This window comes from Bradyrhizobium oligotrophicum (assembly GCF_051168495.1).
In the GTDB taxonomy this organism is placed as follows: Bacteria; Pseudomonadota; Alphaproteobacteria; order Rhizobiales; family Xanthobacteraceae; genus Bradyrhizobium; species Bradyrhizobium oligotrophicum_A.
Window position 1 is genome coordinate 163,838 of sequence record NZ_JBNPVB010000016.1, and the last position, 19,677, is coordinate 183,514.

A 19,677-nucleotide genomic window follows, 5' to 3' on the forward strand; every position below is an offset into this window, starting at 1 on the left:
CGGAACATTCAAGCGTTTCTCGCGATGAAACGCTGAGTTTCGTAGCCAGCGCATGTCATGCGCTTGCACGGTCCGGCCGACGCGCTCTAAGTCTCGCCCACAACTTCCCGCAAAGGATATCTCCATGCCCGCCCCATACTCCGTCGTCGCGCTCGTCGGCAGCCTCCGCAAGGAGGGCTTCACGCTCAAGATCGCGAAAGCGATGGCGAAGCTCGCTCCCGCCAATCTCAAGATCGACGTGGTGACGCTCGAAGGCCTGTCGTTCTTCAACCAGGATGTCGAGGCCAATCCGCCGGCCGAGTGGCTCGCGTTCCGCGACAAGCTGAAAGCGTCGAACGGCGTGCTGATCCTGACGCCGGAATACAACCGCTCGATCCCCGGCGTGCTCAAGAACGCCATCGACATCGCCTCGCGCCCCTACGGGCAGAGCTCGTTTCTCGGCAAGCCGGTCGGCCTGATCTCGAACTCCCCGGGCCCGCTCGGCGGCATCGCCGCTGCGAAGCACCTGCAGAACATCATGCCGGGCATTTCGGGGCCCATCATGGGGCAGCCGGAGATCTATCTGAACGGGGTCGGTGACGCCTTCGATGCCCAGGGCGAACTGACCAAGGAATCGCTCAAGACGGTGCTGCAGCAATATCTCGACGCCTTCGCAGCCTTCGTGGCCAAGCAGAACGGCTGAGAGCTCGACTGCGGCCGCGCGTGCTGCGGCACGCCAGCGCATGACGGGTATGATCGGAGCAGGGCGTTGACGCGCCTTGCCCGATCGGTTCTCAAGGCAGGGCCGCTCACCCGCGCAACGATGCGCGTCCTAAGGACATCCAATGGCCCATTCGTTCACACCCGCTCCGTCGTCGAAGCCCGGCCCGAACCAGCCGCTGCTGGACTCCGCGGAGGTGTGGCAGGCGCGGGTCGATCTCGCGGCCTGCTTCCGCATGGCGGCGCGGCACGGGCTCGAAGAAGGCATCTGCAATCACTTCTCGGCGCTGGTGCCCGGTTATGACGACCTCTTCATCGTCAATCCCTACGGCTACGCCTTCCGCGAGCTGACCGCCTCCAAGCTCCTGGTGTGCGACTTCGACGGCAACGTCATTGCCGGCGACGGCCGCCCCGAGGCGACCGCGTTCTATATTCATGCCCGCATCCACAAGGCGCTGCCGCGCGCCAAGGTCGCGTTCCACACCCATATGCCATATGCCACGGCGCTCTCGATGATCGAAGGCGCGCCGCTGATCTTCGCCGGCCAGACCGCGCTGAAGTTCTACGGCCGCACCGCCGTCGACGAGAACTACAACGGGCTGGCGCTCGACGAGCGGGAGGGCGATCGGATCGCGGCGGCGATCGGCGACGCCGACATCGTGTTCATGAAGCATCACGGCGTCATGGTGCTGGCGCCGACCATCGCGGAAGCCTGGGACGATCTGTATTACCTCGAGCGCGCCTGTCAGGTGCAGTGTCTGGCGCTGTCGACCGGGCGCAAGGTCGTGCCGGTCGCGGCCGAGATCGCCGAGGCGGCCTACCGGCAGATGCGGGAGGGCGACGCGGAATCGGCCCGGCTGCATCTCGAAGCGGTCAAGCGCACGCTGGACGCGGAGGAGCCGGCCTACCGGAGCTGAGTCGGCTGGAGGTTCGGAGCGGGCCCCGCGCGAGGCCGGGCCGCCAGGGTTAGCGATTCCTTAACCGGGGCATCCCATTCTCGCGGCCATGGTCTCCCGCGCGCGTCTCAAATCCTTCCTCACCGGGCTCGCCCTCTACACGATGGCGGCGGCCATCATCGGCTATTTCGGCATCAACGCCTATACCGGCCGCTATGGCCTCACGGCGCGCCAGGAGCTCGACCAGGAGATCATCGCGCTCACCTCTGAGCTCGCCCGGCTGAAGCAGGAGCGGGCCGAGGGCGAGAAGCGGGTGTCGCTGCTGCGCTCCGACCGGGTCGACCCCGACATGCTCGACGAGCGCGCGCGCTTCCAGCTCGGCTATGCCAACCCGCATGATCTGATCCGGATCAATCGGCCGCAGTGACCCTGCAGTGACTTTGGCGGTCGCGACGCTGGTCGGCCGCACCCTTGCCCAATTTGCCAGGTGCCGACGCAGGGAATTTCAAAAAGCCCCGCGATCGGATTCAATTGTTTCGCGCTTCGTTGCAGTGCGGCAAAAGCAAAGTGAATGGCGGTTCACGCAGTGCTTTTACGTCTCCTGGAGTTGAGCTAGAGAGGGCCTACTTTTTTCTCTCATCCGGAATTGCCATGGCCGCACCGAAGAAGACCGCCGCAAAGGAACAAGGGCAGGACAGAGACAACGGCCCGCCACCGGAATTCACCAGAGAACAGGACCTGGCTGCGCTGCGCGACATGCTGCTGATCCGGCGCTTCGAGGAGAAGGCGGGTCAGCTCTACGGCATGGGTGCGATCGGCGGCTTCTGCCATCTCTACATCGGCCAGGAAGCCGTTGTCGTCGGCATGCAAATGGCGCTGAAGCTGGGCGACCAGGTCATCACCGGCTATCGCGACCACGGCCACATGCTGGCGACCGGGATGGACGCCAAGGGCGTGATGGCCGAGCTGACAGGCCGGCGCGGCGGCTACTCCAAGGGCAAGGGCGGCTCCATGCACATGTTCAGCATGGAGAAGCATTTCTTCGGCGGGCACGGCATCGTCGGCGCGCAGGTCTCGCTCGGCACCGGGCTTGCTCTGGCCAACCGCTACCGCGGCAACGACTCGGTCAGCGTCGCCTATTTCGGCGACGGCGCGGCCAACCAGGGCCAGGTCTATGAGAGCTTCAACATGGCGGAGCTCTGGAAGCTGCCGGTGATCTACGTCATCGAGAACAACCGCTACGCGATGGGGACGTCGGTGTCGCGCGCCTCGGCGCAGACCGACTTCTCCAAGCGCGGCATCTCCTTCAACATCCCGGGCGAGCAGGTCGACGGCATGGACGTCCGGGCCGTGAAGGCTGCGGGCGAGAAGGCGGTGGCGTGGTGCCGCGAGGGCAAGGGGCCGTACATTCTCGAAATGCAGACCTACCGTTATCGCGGCCACTCGATGTCGGACCCTGCCAAGTACCGCACCCGCGAGGAGGTCGAGAAGGTCCGTCACGATCAGGATCCGATCGAGCAGGTGCGCAACCGCCTGCTGGAGTCGAAAGTCAGCGAGCAGGATCTCAAGACGATCGACGCCGAGGTGCGCAAGATCGTCAACGAGGCCGCCGATTTCGCGCAGGCCGATCCCGAGCCGGATGCCGCCGAGCTCTACACCGACGTTTACCGCTAAGCGCAGACGCTGATTTGTCCGGAGCTGATATGCCAATTCAAGTTTTGATGCCTGCGCTGTCGCCCACGATGGAAAAGGGCAACCTCGCCAAATGGCTGAAGAAGGAAGGCGAGGCGATCAAGTCGGGTGACGTGATCGCCGAGATCGAGACCGACAAGGCCACGATGGAGGTCGAGGCGACCGATGAGGGCACGCTCGGCAAGATCCTGATTCCCGAAGGCACCGCCGACGTCGCCGTCAACACGCCGATCGCGACCATCCTCGCCGACGGCGAGACCGCGGCCGATCTCGGCAAGGCCGCGCCCGCCGCCGAGATGAAGGCCGTGCAATCGGCGCCGCCGGCTGAACCGGCGGCCGCGATGAAGGCCTCGCCAGCGCCGACCGGCGTGGCTGCGCCGCAGAGCGTGGCCGAGCCTGATCCCGAGGTGCCCGCGGGCACCGAGATGGTGACGCAGACCATCCGCGAGGCGCTGCGCGACGCCATGGCCGAGGAGATGCGCCGCGACGCCGACGTCTTCATCATGGGCGAGGAGGTCGCCGAGTATCAGGGCGCCTACAAGGTCACCCAGGGCCTGCTGCAGGAGTTCGGCGCGCGCCGTGTGATGGACACGCCGATCACCGAGCACGGTTTCGCCGGCATCGGTGTCGGCGCCGCGATGGCCGGCCTGAAGCCGATCGTCGAGTTCATGACCTTCAACTTCGCCATGCAGGCGATGGACCAGATCATCAACTCCGCGGCCAAGACCCTGTACATGTCCGGCGGCCAGATGGGCTGCTCGATCGTGTTCCGCGGGCCGAACGGCGCCGCCGCGCGCGTTGCCGCGCAGCACAGCCAGGACTACTCGTCCTGGTATTCGCACGTGCCCGGCCTGAAAGTGGTCGCGCCGTATTCGGCGGCGGATGCCAAGGGCCTGCTGAAGGCTGCGATCCGCGATCCGAACCCGGTGATCTTCCTCGAGAACGAGGTGCTCTACGGCCACTCCGGCGAGGTGCCGAAGCTCGACGATTACGTGATCCCGATCGGCAAGGCGCGCATCGCCCGCACCGGCAAGGACGTCACCATCATCTCCTGGTCGAACGGCATGACCTATGCGCTGAAGGCAGCCGATGAGCTCGCCAAGGAAGGTATCGAGGCCGAGGTGATCGACCTGCGCACCCTGCGCCCGATGGATACCGAGACCCTCGTCGCGTCGGTCAAGAAGACCGGCCGCGCCGTGACGGTGGAAGAGGGCTGGGCGCAGAGCGGGGTCGGCGCCGAGATCGCCGCGCGTATCATGGAGCACGCCTTCGACTATCTCGATGCGCCGGTGGTGCGCGTGTCCGGCAAGGACGTGCCGATGCCCTATGCGGCCAACCTCGAGAAGCTCGCGCTGCCGTCGGCGGCGGAGGTCGTGCAGGCCGCCAAATCCGTCTGCTATCGGTAAGCGCAAGGACGACACCATGGCCGGACCCAAGGAGCAGCCGCTGCCGCCCGACGTCATCGGCCGCGAGGACGCCACCGAAGTGTTGCGCGCCTTTGTGCTCGATGGCGGGCTCTCGATCGCCTTCCAGCGCGCGTTCGAGGAGCCCGACGTGTGGGGGCTGCTCCTGGTCGACGTCGCCCGTCATGCTGCGCGCGCCTATGCGCGCGAGAGCGACTACTCCGAAGACGAGGCGCTGCAGCGCATCGTCGAGATGTTCCAAGCCGAGCTGGCTCGGCCGACCGACATGGGCAGCACCAGCCCCCGGTCGAAACAAGGTCACTGATCATGCCGATCAACATTCTCATGCCCGCGCTGTCGCCGACGATGGAGAAGGGCAACCTCGCTCGTTGGCTCAAGAAGGAAGGCGACCAGGTCAAGTCCGGCGAGGTCATCGCCGAGATCGAGACCGACAAGGCGACCATGGAGGTCGAGGCGGTCGACGAAGGCACGCTCGCCAAGATCGTGGTGCCGGAAGGCACCCAGGACGTGCCGGTCAACGACGTGATCGCGGTGCTCGCGGGCGAAGGCGAGGACGTGAAGGCCGCCGGCAGCGCGCCGGCTGCGGCGGCCCCAAAGGCTGAAGCCAAGCCGACTGCGTCCGCGGCTCCGGCAGCCGCGCCAACGCCTGCCGCCGCGCCCGCGCCGAAGCCGGCCGCGGCTCCTGCACCCGCCGCGCCTGCGGCTGCCCCTCAGGTCAACGGCCACGCCCGCATCTTCTCGTCACCGCTGGCGCGGCGTCTCGCCAAGGATGCCGGCATCGATCTCGCCCGCATCACCGGCACCGGCCCCCACGGCCGTGTCGTCGCGCGTGACGTCGAGGAGGCGAAGTCGGGCAAGGGCCTGAAAGCCCCCGCGGCGGCCCCTGCCGCGGCTGGACCTGCCGTTGCGCCGTCGATGTCGGACAAGCAGATCCTGGCGCTGTTCGAGCCCGGCTCCTACGAGGTCGTGCCGCATGATGGCATGCGCCGGACCATCGCGCAGCGCCTGACCGCGTCGATCCAGAACGTCCCGCATTTCTATCTCACGATGGACTGCGACATCGGCAAGCTCTTGGCGGCCCGCGAGGAGATCAATGCGGCGGCGCCGAAGGACAAGGACAAGAAGCCGCTCTACAAGCTCAGCGTGAACGACTTCGTCATCAAGGCGATGGCGGTCAGCTTGCAGAAGATTCCGAACTGCAACGTCAGCTGGACCGAAGGCGGCATGATCAAGCACAAGCATTCCGACGTCGGCGTCGCCGTGGCGATGCCGGGCGGCCTGATCACGCCGATCATCCGCAAGGCCGAGACCAAGACGCTGTCGGCGATATCAGGCGAGATGAAGGATTTTGCCGCGCGCGCCCGCTCCCGCAAGCTGAAGCCGGAGGAATACCAGGGCGGCACCACGGCGGTGTCCAACCTCGGCATGTACGGCATCAATCACTTCACCGCCGTGATCAACCCGCCGCATGCGACGATCCTCGCGGTCGGCACGTCGGAGGAACGGCCGGTCGTGCGCAACGGGAAGATCGAGATCGCGAACATGATGAGCGTGACCCTGTCGTGCGACCACCGCGCCATCGACGGCGCGCTCGGCGCCGAACTGATCGGCGCGTTCAAGCAGCTGATCGAGAACCCCGTGATGATGATGGTGTGAGCCGAGAGGCCATGCCCATCATCGCCTTCCAACATTTGTAGGGTGGGCAAAGCGCAGCGTGCCCACCGACCACATCGCAAGCTCGTGAGACGGTGGGCACGGCGCGGTGCGCCTTTGCCCACCCCACGAGATGACAACTAAGTTGAGATCGGAGCCGTCATGGCCGACACATCGTTCGACGTCATCATCATCGGCTCCGGCCCGGGCGGCTACGTCGCCGCGATCCGCGCCGCCCAGCTCGGCTTCAAGACCGCGATCATCGAGAAATCCTATCTCGGCGGCATCTGCCTGAATTGGGGCTGCATCCCGACCAAGGCGCTGCTGCGTTCGGCCGAGATCTATCACTACATGCAGCACGCCAAGGACTACGGGCTGTCGGCGGAGAACATCTCCTACGATCCGAAGGCAGTGGTGGCCCGTTCGCGCGGCGTGTCGAAGCGGCTGAACGACGGCGTCGGCTTCCTGATGAAGAAGAACAAGGTCCAGGTGATCTGGGGCAAGGCGGCGATCGACGCGCCCGGCAAGATCACGGTGACCAAGTCCGACGTCGAGGCGCCCAAGGGCGCGCTGGGCGAGGGCGTCTATCAGGCCAAGCACATCATCGTCGCGACCGGCGCGCGGCCGCGCGTGCTGCCGGGCCTCGAGCCGGACAGGAAGCTGATCTGGACCTATTTCGAGGCGATGGTGCCGGAGAAGATGCCGAAGTCGCTGCTGGTGGTCGGCTCCGGCGCGATCGGCATCGAGTTCGCCTCGTTCTTCCGCACCATGGGCTCCGAGGTGACGGTGGTCGAGGTGCTGCCGCAGATCCTGCCCGTGGAGGACGCCGAGATCGCTGGCCTCGCCCGCAAGCAGCTCGAGAAGCAGGGCCTCAAGATCATGACCGGCGCCAAGGTCACCAAGCTCGACAAGAAGAGCGACAGCGTGGTGGCGACGATCGACGACGGCAAGGGAAAGATCGAGGCGGTCGAGTTCGAGCGCGTGATCTCGGCGGTCGGCGTGGTCGGCAACATCGAGACTCTCGGGCTCGAGAAGCTCGGCGTGAAGACCGACCGCGGCTGCGTGGTGATCGACGGCTACGGCAAGACCAACGTGCCCGGCATCTACGCCATCGGCGACGTCGCCGGTCCGCCGATGCTGGCGCACAAGGCCGAGCATGAGGGCGTGATCTGCGTCGAGGCGATCAAGGGCCTGCATCCGCACGCGATGGACAAGAGCCTGATTCCCGGCTGCACCTACTGCCATCCGCAGGTCGCCTCCGTCGGTCTCACCGAGGCCAAGGCGAAGGAGCAGGGCCGTGACATCCGTGTCGGCCGCTTCCCCTTCGTCGGCAACGGCAAAGCGATCGCGCTCGGCGAGGACCAGGGCCTCGTCAAGGTGATCTTCGACAAGAAGACCGGCCAGCTGATCGGCGCCCACATGGTCGGCGCCGAGGTCACCGAGCTGATCCAGGGCTATGTCGTGGCGATGAACCTCGAGACCACCGAGGAGGAACTGATGCACACGGTGTTCCCGCATCCGACCCTGTCGGAGATGATGAAGGAAGCCGTGCTCGACGCCTACGGCCGCGTGCTGAACATGTAGTTCTGCCGTCATTGCGAGCGAAGCGAAGCGATCCAGAAATGTCTCCTGGAAGCAGTCTGGATTGCGTCGTCGCTTCGCTCCTCGCAATGACGCCATTTGAATCGCGATCGCTGCAGGAACGATAAAGAACATGAAATCCAGCGACAACCTCACCACCGAGCGTCCGACCTTCGTCACCCATCTCGAATGCGCGATGGAAGGTGATCATTATCCGGCGGACCAGATCCACAACCTCTCCAAGGCCGGCAAGCCGCTCCTGGTGCGCTACGATCTCGCGGGCGTGAAGCAGGCGCTGACCAAGGATGCGCTGGCGCAGCGGCCTGCCGACATGTGGCGCTATCGCGAACTGCTGCCGGTGCGCAAATGCCAGGACATCGTCAGCCTCGGCGAGGTCATGACGCCTCTCATCAATCTGCCCAAGCTGTCGAAGAAGCTCGGCGGCGGCGAGATCATCGTCAAGGACGAGGGCCGGCTGCCGACAGGCTCGTTCAAGGCGCGCGGCCTGGTGATGGCGGTGTCGATGGGCAAGGCGCTCGGCATCCGGCACATGGCGATGCCGACCAACGGCAACGCCGGTGCGGCGCTCGCGGCCTATGCGACCTCCTGCGGCATCAAGACCACGATCTTCTGTCCGGCCGATACGCCGGAAGTGAACGTCAGCGAGATCGAGCTGCAGGGCGCGACCGTCTACCGCGTCAACGGCCTGATCGATGATTGCGGCAAGATCGTCGGCGAGGGCAAGGCCAAGGTCGGCTGGTTCGACACGTCCACGCTGAAGGAGCCGTATCGCATCGAGGGCAAGAAGACGATGGGGCTGGAGCTCGCCGAGCAGCTCGGCTGGGACGTGCCCGACGTGATCTTCTATCCGACCGGTGGCGGCACCGGCCTGATCGGCATGTGGAAGGCGTTCGACGAACTGGAGAAGATCGGCTTCATCGGCTCCAAGCGCCCGCGCATGGTGGCGGTGCAGGCCTCCGGCTGCGCGCCGATGGTGCGTGCTTACGAAGCTGGCGTCGAACATGCGACGCGCTGGGAGGACGCGCACACCATTGCGTCCGGCATCCGGGTGCCGCAGGCGGTCGGCGATTTCCTGATCCTGCGCGCCGTGCGCGAGAGCGGCGGCTTTGCGATCGCCGTCGACGACGATGCCATCTCGACGGGCCTGAACGAGGTCGCGCGCGAGGAAGGGCTGCTGCTGTGCCCCGAGGGGGCTGCGACCTACGCCGCCTACAAGCAGAGCCTGGCCTCCGGCCGCGTCACGAAAGACGACCGCGTGATGCTGTTCAACTGCGCCACGGGACTCAAATATCCGTTGCCGCCGGTCAACCGTGCCCTCGATCGTCACCAGCCGATCGACTACACTCAGTTCTAACCGGACGGTCGGCTTCGCGGCCTGGCGCCTGATCGTCTGACAAGAAGGATCAGGCCGCCCAGGGAGGACCGCGATGCGACGCCTGTTCGGCGCTGTGGTGATGGCGCTTGCCGTTTGTCTGGTCCCGGCCTTTGCGGACACCTACCCGTCGCGCCCGATCACCGTGATCGTGCCGTTCGCGGCGGGTGGTCCTTCGGATGCGATGATGCGCATCCTGGCCGAGCACATGAGGCAGACGCTCGGCCAGCCCGTGCTGGTCGAGAACGTCACCGGCGCGGGCGGCTCGATCGGCGTGGGGCGGGCGGTGCGCTCCCGGCCCGATGGCTACACCGTCAGCTTCGGCCATCTCGGCACCCATGTCGCCAACGGCGCGGTGTACCGGCTGGGCTACGACCTCGTCGCCGATCTCGAGCCGGTGGTGCTGCTGCCGAGCAATCCGATGATCATCGTCAGCAAGACCAGCGTGCCGGCGAAATCCTTGTCCGAATTCATCGCCTGGCTGAAGGCGCAGCCGAACCCTGCATCGGCCGGCACTGCCGGCAACGGTTCCGGCAGCCACATCGCCGGGCTGTATTTCGAGCAGGTCACCGGCATCAAGCTGCAATACGTGCCCTATCGCGGCACGGGGCCTGCGATGAACGATCTCGTCGGCGGCCAGATCGATCTCATCGTCGACCAGACCTCTAACGCCATCAACCAGGTGCGCGCCGGTATGATCCGCGCCTATGCCGTCACCGACGCCAGGCGCCTGGCCACGGCGCCGGAGATTCCGACCACCGATGAGGCGGGCCTTGCGGGCTTCCACATGACGTTGTGGTCGGGACTCTGGCTGCCGAAGGGAACGGCGACGGAGATCGTCGAGACCCTCAATGCAGCCGCCGTCGCCGCGCTGAACGACGCGGATGTGCAGAATCAGCTGAAAAATCTCGGCTTGCAGATGCCCGGACCGGATCAGCGCGCGCCGGAGGTGCTTGGAACGCTGCAACGGGCGGAAATCGCCAAATGGTGGCCGATGATCCGCGCGGCCGGGGTGGTGCCCGAGTAGGCTGACGGTATCTCGTGCCGCTGTGATGGTTGCGCAACAGACACGAATGTTGCGACCCAGCCACAGTTTACGAAGTTTTGGTAACAATCTCCGGCGCTCCGCAAACGCGCCGCTTTTTGGCCACACCCGGTCGTGAAATAGTTTGATCAGAAGAGTACCCGTGCGTGTGAGGCGATCGTAAATCCACTTGTAGGATTTGTGCGTTCTCCGCGGCACAGGGAGGCCAGAACAGCGATGGACGCGAAGACCGACATCAAGCGCAGGCTGCCCAGCCGTCACGTGACGGAAGGGCCCGAGCGTGCGCCGCATCGGTCCTACCTCTACGCGATGGGCCTGACCACGGCCCAGATCCATCAGCCCTTCGTCGGCGTGGCGTCGTGCTGGAACGAGGCGGCTCCCTGCAACATCGCGCTGATGCGGCAGGCCCAGGCGGTCAAGAAGGGCGTTGCGCACGCCGGCGGAACGCCGCGCGAATTCTGCACCATCACCGTCACGGACGGCATCGCCATGGGTCATGACGGCATGCGGTCCTCGCTGCCGTCGCGCGAAGTCATTGCCGACTCGGTCGAGCTGACGATTCGCGGCCACGCCTATGACGGGCTGGTCGGCCTCGCCGGCTGCGACAAATCGCTCCCGGGCATGATGATGGCGATGGTACGGCTCAACGTGCCCTCGATCTTCATCTATGGCGGCTCGATCCTGCCGGGCAATTTCCGTGGCCAGCAGGTCACCGTGCAGGACATGTTCGAGGCCGTCGGCAAGCACTCGGTCGGCGCGATGTCGGACGAGGACCTCGACGAGCTCGAGCGCGTCGCCTGTCCGTCGGCCGGCGCCTGCGGCGCCCAGTTCACGGCCAACACCATGGCGACGGTCTCCGAGGCGATCGGGCTGGCGCTGCCGTACTCGGCCGGTGCGCCTGCGCCGTACGAGATCCGCGATGCCTTCTGCATGACCGCCGGCGAGAAGGTCATGGAGCTGATCGCCGCCAACATCCGGCCGCGCGACATCGTCACGCGAAAATCCCTGGAGAATGCCGCGGCGGTTGTGGCGGCGTCCGGCGGGTCAACGAATGCCGCGCTGCATCTGCCGGCGATCGCGCATGAGGCCGGCATCAAGTTCGACTTATTTGATGTCGCCGAAATCTTCAAAAAGACACCTTATATCGCGGATTTGAAGCCGGGTGGCCGCTATGTCGCCAAAGACCTGTTCGAAGCTGGCGGCATTCCGCTTCTGATGAAGACGTTGCTCGACCATGGCTATTTGAATGGCGACTGCCTCACAGTCACCGGCCGGACGATCGCCGAGAACCTCAAAGGCGTGAAATGGAATCCGCACCAGGACGTGGTGAGGCCGGCTGATCAGCCGATCACTGCAACCGGAGGTGTGGTCGGTCTGAAAGGCAATCTCGCGCCAGAGGGTGCGATCGTGAAAGTCGCGGGCATGTCGAACTTGAAATTCTCTGGGCCGGCCCGCTGCTTCGATCGGGAAGAGGACGCCTTTGAGGCCGTCCAGAAGCGCACCTATCGCGAAGGCGAGGTCATCGTCATCCGCTACGAGGGGCCGCGCGGCGGTCCGGGCATGCGGGAAATGCTGCAGACCACGGCGGCGCTGACCGGGCAGGGCATGGGCGGCAAGATCGCGCTCATCACCGATGGCCGGTTCTCGGGCGCGACCCGCGGTTTCTGCATCGGCCATATCGGACCGGAGGCGGCCATCGGTGGGCCGATCGCCCTGGTCGAGGATGGCGACATCATCGAGATCGACGCTGAGGCGGGTCACCTTAACGTCAAGTTGAGTGATGCCGAGTTCGCGACACGTAAGACCAGGTGGACGCCGCGTGAGACGCATCACACGTCAGGTGCACTGTGGAAATATGCCCAGCAGGTTGGGCCGGCCGTGGCGGGTGCCGTCACCCACCCAGGTGGTGCGCAAGAGAAATATTGCTATGCGGACATCTGATCGGATCATCTTTGCTATGGTGCTGGGGCTGGCCCCGCTGGCGTCGGCTGTGCCGTCGCTCGCGTTCGATGGCGCTCCGGTCAACCAGGAGTCGGCGATCGCCGTGGCTGGACCGCAGGGCGGTGCCGGCGCGTTGCGCAAGGCGGTTCCTGCGACCACGTCCTCCACGGCACCGACGCAGTCCCTGACTGCGCTGCAATATGCGGCGGAGGAAGGTCATCCCGTCGCCCAGTTCAAGCTCGGGCGGATGTACGCCGCCGGCGATGGCGTCGCGCGCGACGACATGCGGGCGTTCGACTATTTCAGCCGCATCGCCAATGCGCATGCGGAGGACAGCCCGTCGGCGCCGCAGGCGCAGATCGTGGCCAACGCCTTCGTCGCGCTCGGCCGCTATTATCTCAGCGGCATCCCGAACTCCAAGGTGAAGGCGGATCCGGACCGCGCCCGCGAGATGTTCTCCTACGCGGCGTCCTATTTCGGCAATGCCGACGCCCAGTATGATCTGGCGCGGCTGTACCTGAAGACGGCGGACGCCTCGCGCGACGATTTCCGCTATGGTGCGCGCTGGCTCGGCCTCGCCGCGCAGAAGGGCCAGCACCAGGCTCAGGCGCTGCTCGGGCAGATGCTGTTCAACGGCGACCGGCTGCCGCGCCAAGCCGCGCGCGGCCTGATGTGGCTCACCTTGGCGCGCGACAGCGCCGGTCCGGACGAAGCCTGGATCAAGGAGAGCTACAACCGCGCCTTCGCCAAGGCGTCGGACGACGACCGCGCCTCGGCGCTGCAGATGCTCGAGAGCTGGGTGCAGGGCAAGCGCGAGTAGCAGGCGGGAATGCATCGCGTTCCCCCTGACTGACGGGGGAATACGATGATCATCCGAGATGCAACGCCCGACGACGCTGCGCAGGCCTGCGCGGTGCTGCGCGCCTCCATCATCGATTTGTGCGTGGCCGACCACCGCAACGATCCAGGCATATTGAGCCGTTGGCTCGCCAACAAGACGCCGGAGAATGTCGCGGCCTGGGCCTGCGCCGAGGGCGCTTCGCTGCTGGTCGCCGTCGAGGGCGATGCGATATCTGCCGTCGGCGGCCTGACGCATCCCGGTGAGATCACCCTCAACTACGTGTCGCCGCAGGCGCGCTTTCGGGGCGTGAGCTCGGCCCTGCTGGCAGAGCTGGAGCGGCGGGCCGCGGCGCACGGTGCGTGTGACGTCGCGCTGCTCAGCACCGAGACCGCGCACCGCTTCTATCTCGCTCGCGGCTATGTCGACGTCGGCGTACCCGCCGGCAAGTTCGGCACCGCCGCCTCCTATCCGATGAGTAAGGCCCTCGCGCTCGCTTCATGAGGCGCGCGAACCGCGGACGTCAGGGCTACGGCCGCTGCCCAACGATTGGGCGGCGATGAGCCGATATTTTGGCCAGCATTCGGTTCCCAGATCAAAACCGACGATCTCTGGTCCATGGAACGACCGCGCGCACGACGATTCGCGCTTGGCACGATTCGTGAGTGCAATTTCTCTGCAACAGCAGAGGCGGTACGTTTGCGCAGCGTTCGGATTGGCCTGATCATTCCTCAGCGCGGCTCGGCAGGGTTGTGGGCGCCCTCGGCCGAAGCCTGCGGGCGTCTGGCCGTGACTGAGCTCAACCAGGCGGCGGGGATCCGCCGCAGGCCCGCGGAACTGGTCGTGATCGATGCGGGCGCGAGCGGCGCCAGCGCCGGGCGGGCGGCCGCCGAGGCCGTCGACGAGTTCGCCGTCGACGGCCTCGTCGGCATGCTGCCGAGCTACGCGCGCGATCCCGTCGCAGAGGCCGCTCGCGGCCGCGTGCCGTTCGTCTACACGCCGCAGTTCGAGGGCCTGCCGGCGAGCAGCGACGTGATGACCACCGGCGAGACCGCCTGGGAATTGCTGGCGCCCGCGATCCAATGGCTGTCGGAGTGCAAGCACGCCCGGCGCTTCTTCCTCTGCGGCAACGACTACATCTGGCCGCGCTCCTCGCTGCAGATCGCCAAGCGGCTGATCGCGCGCTACGGCGGTACGGTCACCGGCGAGCACTACGCGCCGGTCGGCGTGCACGAGTTCGACGAGATGCTCGACCGCATCAAGTCGACGCGCAGTGACGTCGTGCTGCCGGTCTTTCTCGGCCTCGACTGCATCGCGTTCAACCGCGCCTTCTGCGCCGCCGGCCTCAGCCGCCGCGCGCTGCGCTTTTCCTCCGCCTTCGACGAGACCATCGTCTACGGCCTCGACAGCAGCGAGACCGAGAACGTCTACGTCGCGTCGAGCTATTTCGCCTCGCTCCGGTCACGCAACAACGGCGCGTTCCTCGAACGCTACTACACGGCGTTCGGCGCCAATCCGCCGCCGGCGAACGGTTACGGCCAGTCCTGCTACGAGGGAATCCACGCGCTCGCCGCGCTGATCGAGCGCGCGGAGAGTTTCGACGCGCGTGACGTCAGGCGCTTTTTCGGGCGCACGCTGCAGCGGCGGACGGCACGCGGCAACGAGGCAAACCCCGTGGTCGGCAGCCGTCATCCGATCCATCTTGCCGAGCTCGACGGCTACGATTTTGCCGTCGTCGCGTCGCGCTAGCGCGAAGCCCGTGCCAGAAATCGCTTGCCTTTTCAAATATTGTAACTTTAAACTTTGTGCGGCTCGTGAAACAGCATCACCAACCCATGGGGATCCTAATGACTCTTTCTCGCCGTCGTTTCCTGCAGCGCTCGGCCATCGCGACGTCGACCTTGATCGCGGCACCTGCGGTGTTCCGTTCGGGCGCGCTCGCGGCCGAGAATCCGATCAGTGTCGGCAGCCTGCACGACCAGTCCGGCCCGATCGGGACCTCCGGGACGCCGATGGTCTATGCGCTGCAACTCGCCGTCGACGAGATCAACGCCACCGGCGGCCTGCTCGGACGGCCGCTGAAGGTGATCCATTACGACACCCAGTCCAACATCCAGATGTACTCGCAATACGCCCAGCAGCTGGCGGTGAAGGACAAGGTCGACGTCGTTCATGGCGGCATCACCTCGGCCTCGCGCGAGGCGATCCGCCCGACCTTCGACCGCTTCAAGGTGCTGTATTTCTACAATACGCTGTATGAAGGCGGCGTCTGTGACCGCAACACCTTCTGCACCGGAACCACGCCGGCGCAGACGGTCGAGAAGCTGGTGCCGAGCGCGATGAAGAAGTCGGGCAAGAAGGCCTACATCATCGCGGCCGACTACAATTACGGTCAGATCACCGCGAAGTGGATGACCAAATACTGCAAGGACAATGGCGGCGAGATTCTCTCGACCGATTTCTTCCCGCTCGACGTCACCAATTTCGGCTCCACCATCTCGAAGATCCAGGCGGCCAAGCCCGACCTCATCCTGTCGGCGCTGGTCGGCGGCAATCACACCGCGTTCTACCGGCAGTGGACCGCGGCCGGCATGAAGGGGAAGATCCCGATCGCCTCCACCACCTTCGGCCTGGTCAACGAGCCGTCGACGCTCGATGCGGCTGAAAGCGACGCAATCATCGGCGCCTATGGCTATTTCGAAGAGCTCACCACGCCAGCCTCCAAGAGCTTCGTCGAGAAGATCAAGAAGGCGCATCCGGACACGCCCTATATCAGCGAGCTCGCGGCCTGCACCTATGAGGGCGTGATGCTGTGGGCCGAGGGCGTCAAGAAGGCGGGCAGCATCGACCGCATGAAGGTGATCGAGGCGCTCGAAAGCGGCCTCGTGTTCGACGGTCCGAGCGGCAAGGTCTCGCTGGACAAGCCGACCCATCACACCGTCCGCAATGCGTTTCTCGCCGAGGTCAAGGACCGCAAATGGTCGGTGCTGGAAACCTATACCGATGCCAAGCCGGCCGACACCGCGAGCGTCTGCGACCTCGTCAAGAACCCGAACGACGTCAAGCAGTACATCATCAATCTGTGACGCCTGCCGGGTCCCGCCGTCCGGCGGGGCCCGGTTCCATCGGAAGGCCTGGAAAGTTCTGACGCATGGCGATCTACGTCATCCTCGCGCTCGACGTTCTCAACGGAATCTCGTCGCTGTTCCTGTTGTGCCTCGGGCTCGCGATCATCTTCGGCATGATGAAGATCATAAACCTCGCCCATGGCGAGTTCATCATGCTCGGCGCCTATGCGACCGTGATCTCCGCCAATGCGGGGGTGAACATCTGGATCGCGATGCTCGTCGTCGCGCCGGTCTTCGTCGGTCTGGTCGGCCTCGTCATCGAGCGCTGCCTGATCCGCTTCCTCTACGGGCGCCTGGTCGATTCGATGCTCGCGACCTGGGGCCTCAGCCTTCTGATCATCGGCATCATTACCACGATCTACGGCAACACCCAGCAGGGCGTGCCGACGCCGCTCGGCGGCTTCTCGGTCGGCTCCTATCAGTCGAGCTACTACACGCTTTTCCTCGCTTTGATGGCGGCGATCATGATGGCCATCGTCTATGGCGTGATGCGCTACACCCGTTTCGGCCTCGTCGCGCGGGCAACCATGCAGAATCCGGCGATGGCGGCCACACTCGGCGTCAATCCGGCGCGCGTCTACATGAGCACGTTCGCGCTCGGCGCCGCCGTGACGGGCCTGGCCGGCGGGCTGCTGGCGCCGGTCTCCGGTATCACGCCGGGGATGGGTGGGGCCTATGTCGCCAAGGCGTTCATGACCGTGGTCGGCGGCGGCGCCGCCATCCTCTCCGGCACCATGTCGGCGGCGAGCCTGTTCGGCTCGGTCAACCAGATCGGCGCCTACTTCACGACGCCGGTGTACGGCGAAGTCATCGTCTTCACCACTGCGATCGTGCTCATCCGCTTGCTGCCGCAGGGCATCTCCGGGCGCTTCTTCAAGGGGAACCTGTGATGCCCAGGCACTCTCGTCTCGCCGCCCAGGCCGTCGCGGTTCTCCTGGCGATCGTCGCCATCGCCATCGTGCCTGGCGTGATCGAGCTGTTCGCGCTGATGCAGCTGACGCTGTTCGCCGCGATGGCCGTGCTGGCCTTGAGCCTCGCCTTCATCTGGGGCTTCGGCGGCATCCTGTCGTTCGGCCAGACCGCGTTCTTCGGGCTCGGCGGCTATGCCTATGCGGTCGCGGCGATCAACTTCCAGGATTCCACGCCGGCCATTCTGCTGGCGATCGTGATCCCGGCGCTGTTCGCGGCGATCCTCGGCTACTTCATCTTCTTCGGCCGCATCTCCGACGTCTATCTCGGCGTCATCACGCTGACGGTCACCCTGATCCTGTTCAACTCGGTCAATTCGACCTCCGGCGACGCCTACAAGATAGGCACCGCGCTGCTCGGCGGCTTCAACGGCATGCCGTCGGTCCCGACCTTCAACATGCCGTTCGATCCATCGACGGTGCTGTCGCCGGAGCAGTCGTGGTGGACCACAGCCTATGTGCTGCTCGGCGTATTCCTGCTGTTGCGCTTGCTGCTTGCGCTGCCGGCGGGGCGTATCATCGTTGCCGTCCGCGAGAACGAGGTGCGGGCGTCGCTGCTCGGCTACGATCCGCGGCTGGTGAAGTGCCTGACCTTCATTCTCGGCGGCGCGATCGCGGGTCTCGCCGGCGCGCTCTACGTCAACTGGGGCGCCTTCGTCAGCCCGACCATCTTTAGCCTGTCGCTATCGGCGGAAATCATCATCTGGATCACGGTCGGCGGTCTCGGCACCTTGCTCGGGCCGATCATCGGCTGCGTCGTGATCGAGTATATCGTGGCCTATATCGGCTCGCAGCAGCTGTTGAATTCCAATCTCGTGCTCGGCGCCGTGCTCGTCGTCTTCGTGCTGCTGCTGCCCAAGGGGCTGGTGCCGACCGCGCGCGATCTCGTGATGCGCCTGATCCCGGAGCAGAAGCCGAAGACGGACGGCCCCTCGGTTCAATCCGCGGCGGCGCCGCACCCTGCAGGAGCCGAGTGACATGGCCGAACTCGTTCCTTTGCTCAAGGCCGAGCACCTCACGATGCGCTTCGGCGGCGTCGTCGCCAATGACGACATCACCTTCACCTTGCAGGAGATGGAGCTGCGCTGCCTGATCGGCCCGAACGGCGCCGGCAAGAGCACCTTCTTCAAGACGCTGACCGGACAACTGGTGCCGACTTCGGGCAGCATCGCGTTCCGTGGCATGCCGATCGCGGGCAAGCTGTCGCACGAGATCGCGCGGATGGGCATCGGCATCAAGACTCAGGTGCCGAACGTGTTCAACGGCCTGTCGGTGCGCGAGAACATCTGGATGGCGGTGCGCCGCAAGTCGACGCCGCGCCAGCAGGGCCCGGCGGTCGACGCCGTGCTCGAGATGATCCGGCTGACCGACTATGCCGACAGCATCGTCGCGACCTTGTCGCACGGCCAGCGGCAATGGGTCGAGATCGGCATGGTGCTCGCCGCCGAGCCGGAACTGATCCTGCTCGACGAGCCCGCCGCAGGGATGACCGACGAGGAGACGTTCCATACGGCCGCGATCATCCGCGAGATCAACCAGACCCGCGCCATCGTCGTGGTCGAGCACGACATGGAGTTCATCAAGCAGATCGCCAAGCGGGTCACGGTGTTCCACCAGGGCCGCGTGCTGGTCGAGGACACCGTCGACAAGGTGCTCGCCGACAGCCGCGTGCGCGACGTCTATCTCGGCAAGAAGGTGGCGGCATGAGCACGCTCCTCGAGGTCAAGGGTCTCAAATCCGGCTATGGCCGGATCCCAATCCTGTTCGGCATCGACATGACGGTGGCCGACGGTGAGTATCTCGGCATCCTCGGCCACAACGGCATGGGCAAGACCACGGCGCTGCGTACGCTGATGGGGCATTTGCCGACCACCGAAGGCTCGGTCGTGTTCGCGGGCAAGACCATCACCCATCTGAAGCCGCACGAACGCTCACGGCTCGGAATCGGGCTGGTGCCGCAGGGACGCGAGATCTTTCCGGATCTGTCGGTGCTGGAAAATCTGCGCATGGGTCTCGCATCCGCGCCGAAGGAGGACCGCAGCGTCATCGACACCGTGCTGCAGGATTTCCCGCGGCTCGTGCGGCTGCTCGACCGCCGCGGCGGCGCGCTGTCCGGCGGCGAGCAGCAATTGCTGGCGCTGGCGCGCTGCCTGTGCACCAAGCCGAAGCTCATCCTGCTCGACGAGCCCACCGAAGGCATCCAGCCCTCGATCATCGAGGAGATCATCGAGACCTTGCTGGCGCTGAAGACGCGCTGGAAGATGTCCTTGATCGTGGTCGAGCAGAACCTCGAATTCATCACCTCGCTGTCGGACCGCATCCTGCACATCCAGAAGGGACGCATCACCGAGGAGCTCGACCGCGCGACTCTGCTGGCCCGGGAAGCCCAGATGGCCCCGAGCTAGTGCCTACCGGCGCG

The 19,677-nt window shown here is 65.5% G+C and carries 19 protein-coding genes; all 19 read left to right on the forward strand.

Annotated features, from left to right (window positions below; translation table 11 throughout):
• Positions 1–124: 124 nt before the first annotated feature.
• Positions 125–682 carry an NADPH-dependent FMN reductase gene (locus tag ACQR1B_RS26845; RefSeq protein ID WP_434835074.1) on the forward strand — a complete coding sequence of 186 codons (558 nt, stop codon included), beginning with the start codon at positions 125–127 and terminating at the stop codon, positions 680–682.
• A 142-nt stretch (positions 683–824) separates the two neighbouring features.
• Positions 825–1,616 carry an aldolase gene (locus ACQR1B_RS26850; RefSeq protein ID WP_434835075.1) on the forward strand — a complete coding sequence of 264 codons (792 nt, stop codon included), beginning with the start codon at positions 825–827 and terminating at the stop codon, positions 1,614–1,616.
• Between the two features lie 88 nt (positions 1,617–1,704).
• Entirely contained in the window at positions 1,705–2,022 is a 318-nt protein-coding gene (locus tag ACQR1B_RS26855) for an FtsB family cell division protein (RefSeq protein WP_434835076.1), read from the forward strand.
• 224 nt (positions 2,023–2,246) lie between these two features.
• Positions 2,247–3,269, forward strand: coding sequence for a pyruvate dehydrogenase (acetyl-transferring) E1 component subunit alpha (pdhA, locus tag ACQR1B_RS26860; protein ID WP_434835077.1), 1,023 nt, complete (start codon positions 2,247–2,249; stop codon positions 3,267–3,269).
• Between the two features lie 29 nt (positions 3,270–3,298).
• Complete coding sequence (locus ACQR1B_RS26865) at positions 3,299–4,693, forward strand: pyruvate dehydrogenase complex E1 component subunit beta (RefSeq protein WP_434835078.1); 1,395 nt, start codon at positions 3,299–3,301, stop codon at positions 4,691–4,693.
• Between the two features lie 16 nt (positions 4,694–4,709).
• On the forward strand, positions 4,710–5,015 hold the full coding sequence (locus tag ACQR1B_RS26870) for a DUF5076 domain-containing protein (protein WP_434835079.1): 306 nt from the start codon (positions 4,710–4,712) through the stop codon (positions 5,013–5,015).
• A 2-nt stretch (positions 5,016–5,017) separates the two neighbouring features.
• Positions 5,018–6,367 carry a pyruvate dehydrogenase complex dihydrolipoamide acetyltransferase gene (locus tag ACQR1B_RS26875; RefSeq protein WP_434835080.1) on the forward strand — a complete coding sequence of 450 codons (1,350 nt, stop codon included), beginning with the start codon at positions 5,018–5,020 and terminating at the stop codon, positions 6,365–6,367.
• A gap of 159 nt (positions 6,368–6,526) precedes the next feature.
• Entirely contained in the window at positions 6,527–7,948 is a 1,422-nt protein-coding gene (gene lpdA / locus ACQR1B_RS26880; protein ID WP_434835081.1) for a dihydrolipoyl dehydrogenase, read from the forward strand.
• A 130-nt stretch (positions 7,949–8,078) separates the two neighbouring features.
• A complete protein-coding gene (locus ACQR1B_RS26885; protein WP_434835082.1) occupies positions 8,079–9,320 on the forward strand; it encodes a threonine synthase in 1,242 nt (413 codons plus the stop codon).
• A 73-nt stretch (positions 9,321–9,393) separates the two neighbouring features.
• Positions 9,394–10,365, forward strand: a complete 972-nt coding sequence (locus tag ACQR1B_RS26890) for a tripartite tricarboxylate transporter substrate-binding protein (RefSeq protein ID WP_434835083.1) — start codon at positions 9,394–9,396, stop codon at positions 10,363–10,365.
• Positions 10,366–10,599: 234 nt separating this feature from the next.
• The gene (gene ilvD / locus ACQR1B_RS26895; RefSeq protein ID WP_434835084.1) at positions 10,600–12,324 is read left to right on the forward strand and encodes a dihydroxy-acid dehydratase; all 1,725 of its coding nucleotides are present in this window, start codon (positions 10,600–10,602) and stop codon (positions 12,322–12,324) included.
• Positions 12,311–13,144: a tetratricopeptide repeat protein gene (locus ACQR1B_RS26900; protein WP_434835085.1), complete on the forward strand. Its 834-nt coding sequence runs from the start codon at positions 12,311–12,313 to the stop codon at positions 13,142–13,144. The genes ilvD and ACQR1B_RS26900 overlap by 14 nt, the downstream gene beginning before the upstream one ends.
• Before the next feature lie 45 nt (positions 13,145–13,189).
• Positions 13,190–13,666, forward strand: a complete 477-nt coding sequence (locus ACQR1B_RS26905) for a GNAT family N-acetyltransferase (RefSeq protein WP_434835086.1) — start codon at positions 13,190–13,192, stop codon at positions 13,664–13,666.
• Positions 13,667–13,861: 195 nt separating this feature from the next.
• Complete coding sequence (locus tag ACQR1B_RS26910) at positions 13,862–14,911, forward strand: substrate-binding domain-containing protein (RefSeq protein WP_434835087.1); 1,050 nt, start codon at positions 13,862–13,864, stop codon at positions 14,909–14,911.
• 98 nt (positions 14,912–15,009) lie between these two features.
• Complete coding sequence (locus tag ACQR1B_RS26915; RefSeq protein ID WP_434835088.1) at positions 15,010–16,248, forward strand: ABC transporter substrate-binding protein; 1,239 nt, start codon at positions 15,010–15,012, stop codon at positions 16,246–16,248.
• A 65-nt stretch (positions 16,249–16,313) separates the two neighbouring features.
• Positions 16,314–17,180 (forward strand): branched-chain amino acid ABC transporter permease, encoded by an 867-nt coding sequence (locus ACQR1B_RS26920; protein ID WP_434835089.1) that lies wholly within the window; start codon positions 16,314–16,316, stop codon positions 17,178–17,180.
• A complete protein-coding gene (locus tag ACQR1B_RS26925) occupies positions 17,180–18,235 on the forward strand; it encodes a branched-chain amino acid ABC transporter permease (protein WP_434835090.1) in 1,056 nt (351 codons plus the stop codon). The genes ACQR1B_RS26920 and ACQR1B_RS26925 overlap by 1 nt, the downstream gene beginning before the upstream one ends.
• Position 18,236: 1 nt before the next feature.
• Positions 18,237–18,965: an ATP-binding cassette domain-containing protein gene (locus ACQR1B_RS26930; protein WP_434835091.1), complete on the forward strand. Its 729-nt coding sequence runs from the start codon at positions 18,237–18,239 to the stop codon at positions 18,963–18,965.
• Complete coding sequence (locus ACQR1B_RS26935) at positions 18,962–19,663, forward strand: ABC transporter ATP-binding protein (protein ID WP_434835092.1); 702 nt, start codon at positions 18,962–18,964, stop codon at positions 19,661–19,663. The genes ACQR1B_RS26930 and ACQR1B_RS26935 overlap by 4 nt, the downstream gene beginning before the upstream one ends.
• The last annotated feature ends 14 nt before the right edge of the window (positions 19,664–19,677 follow it).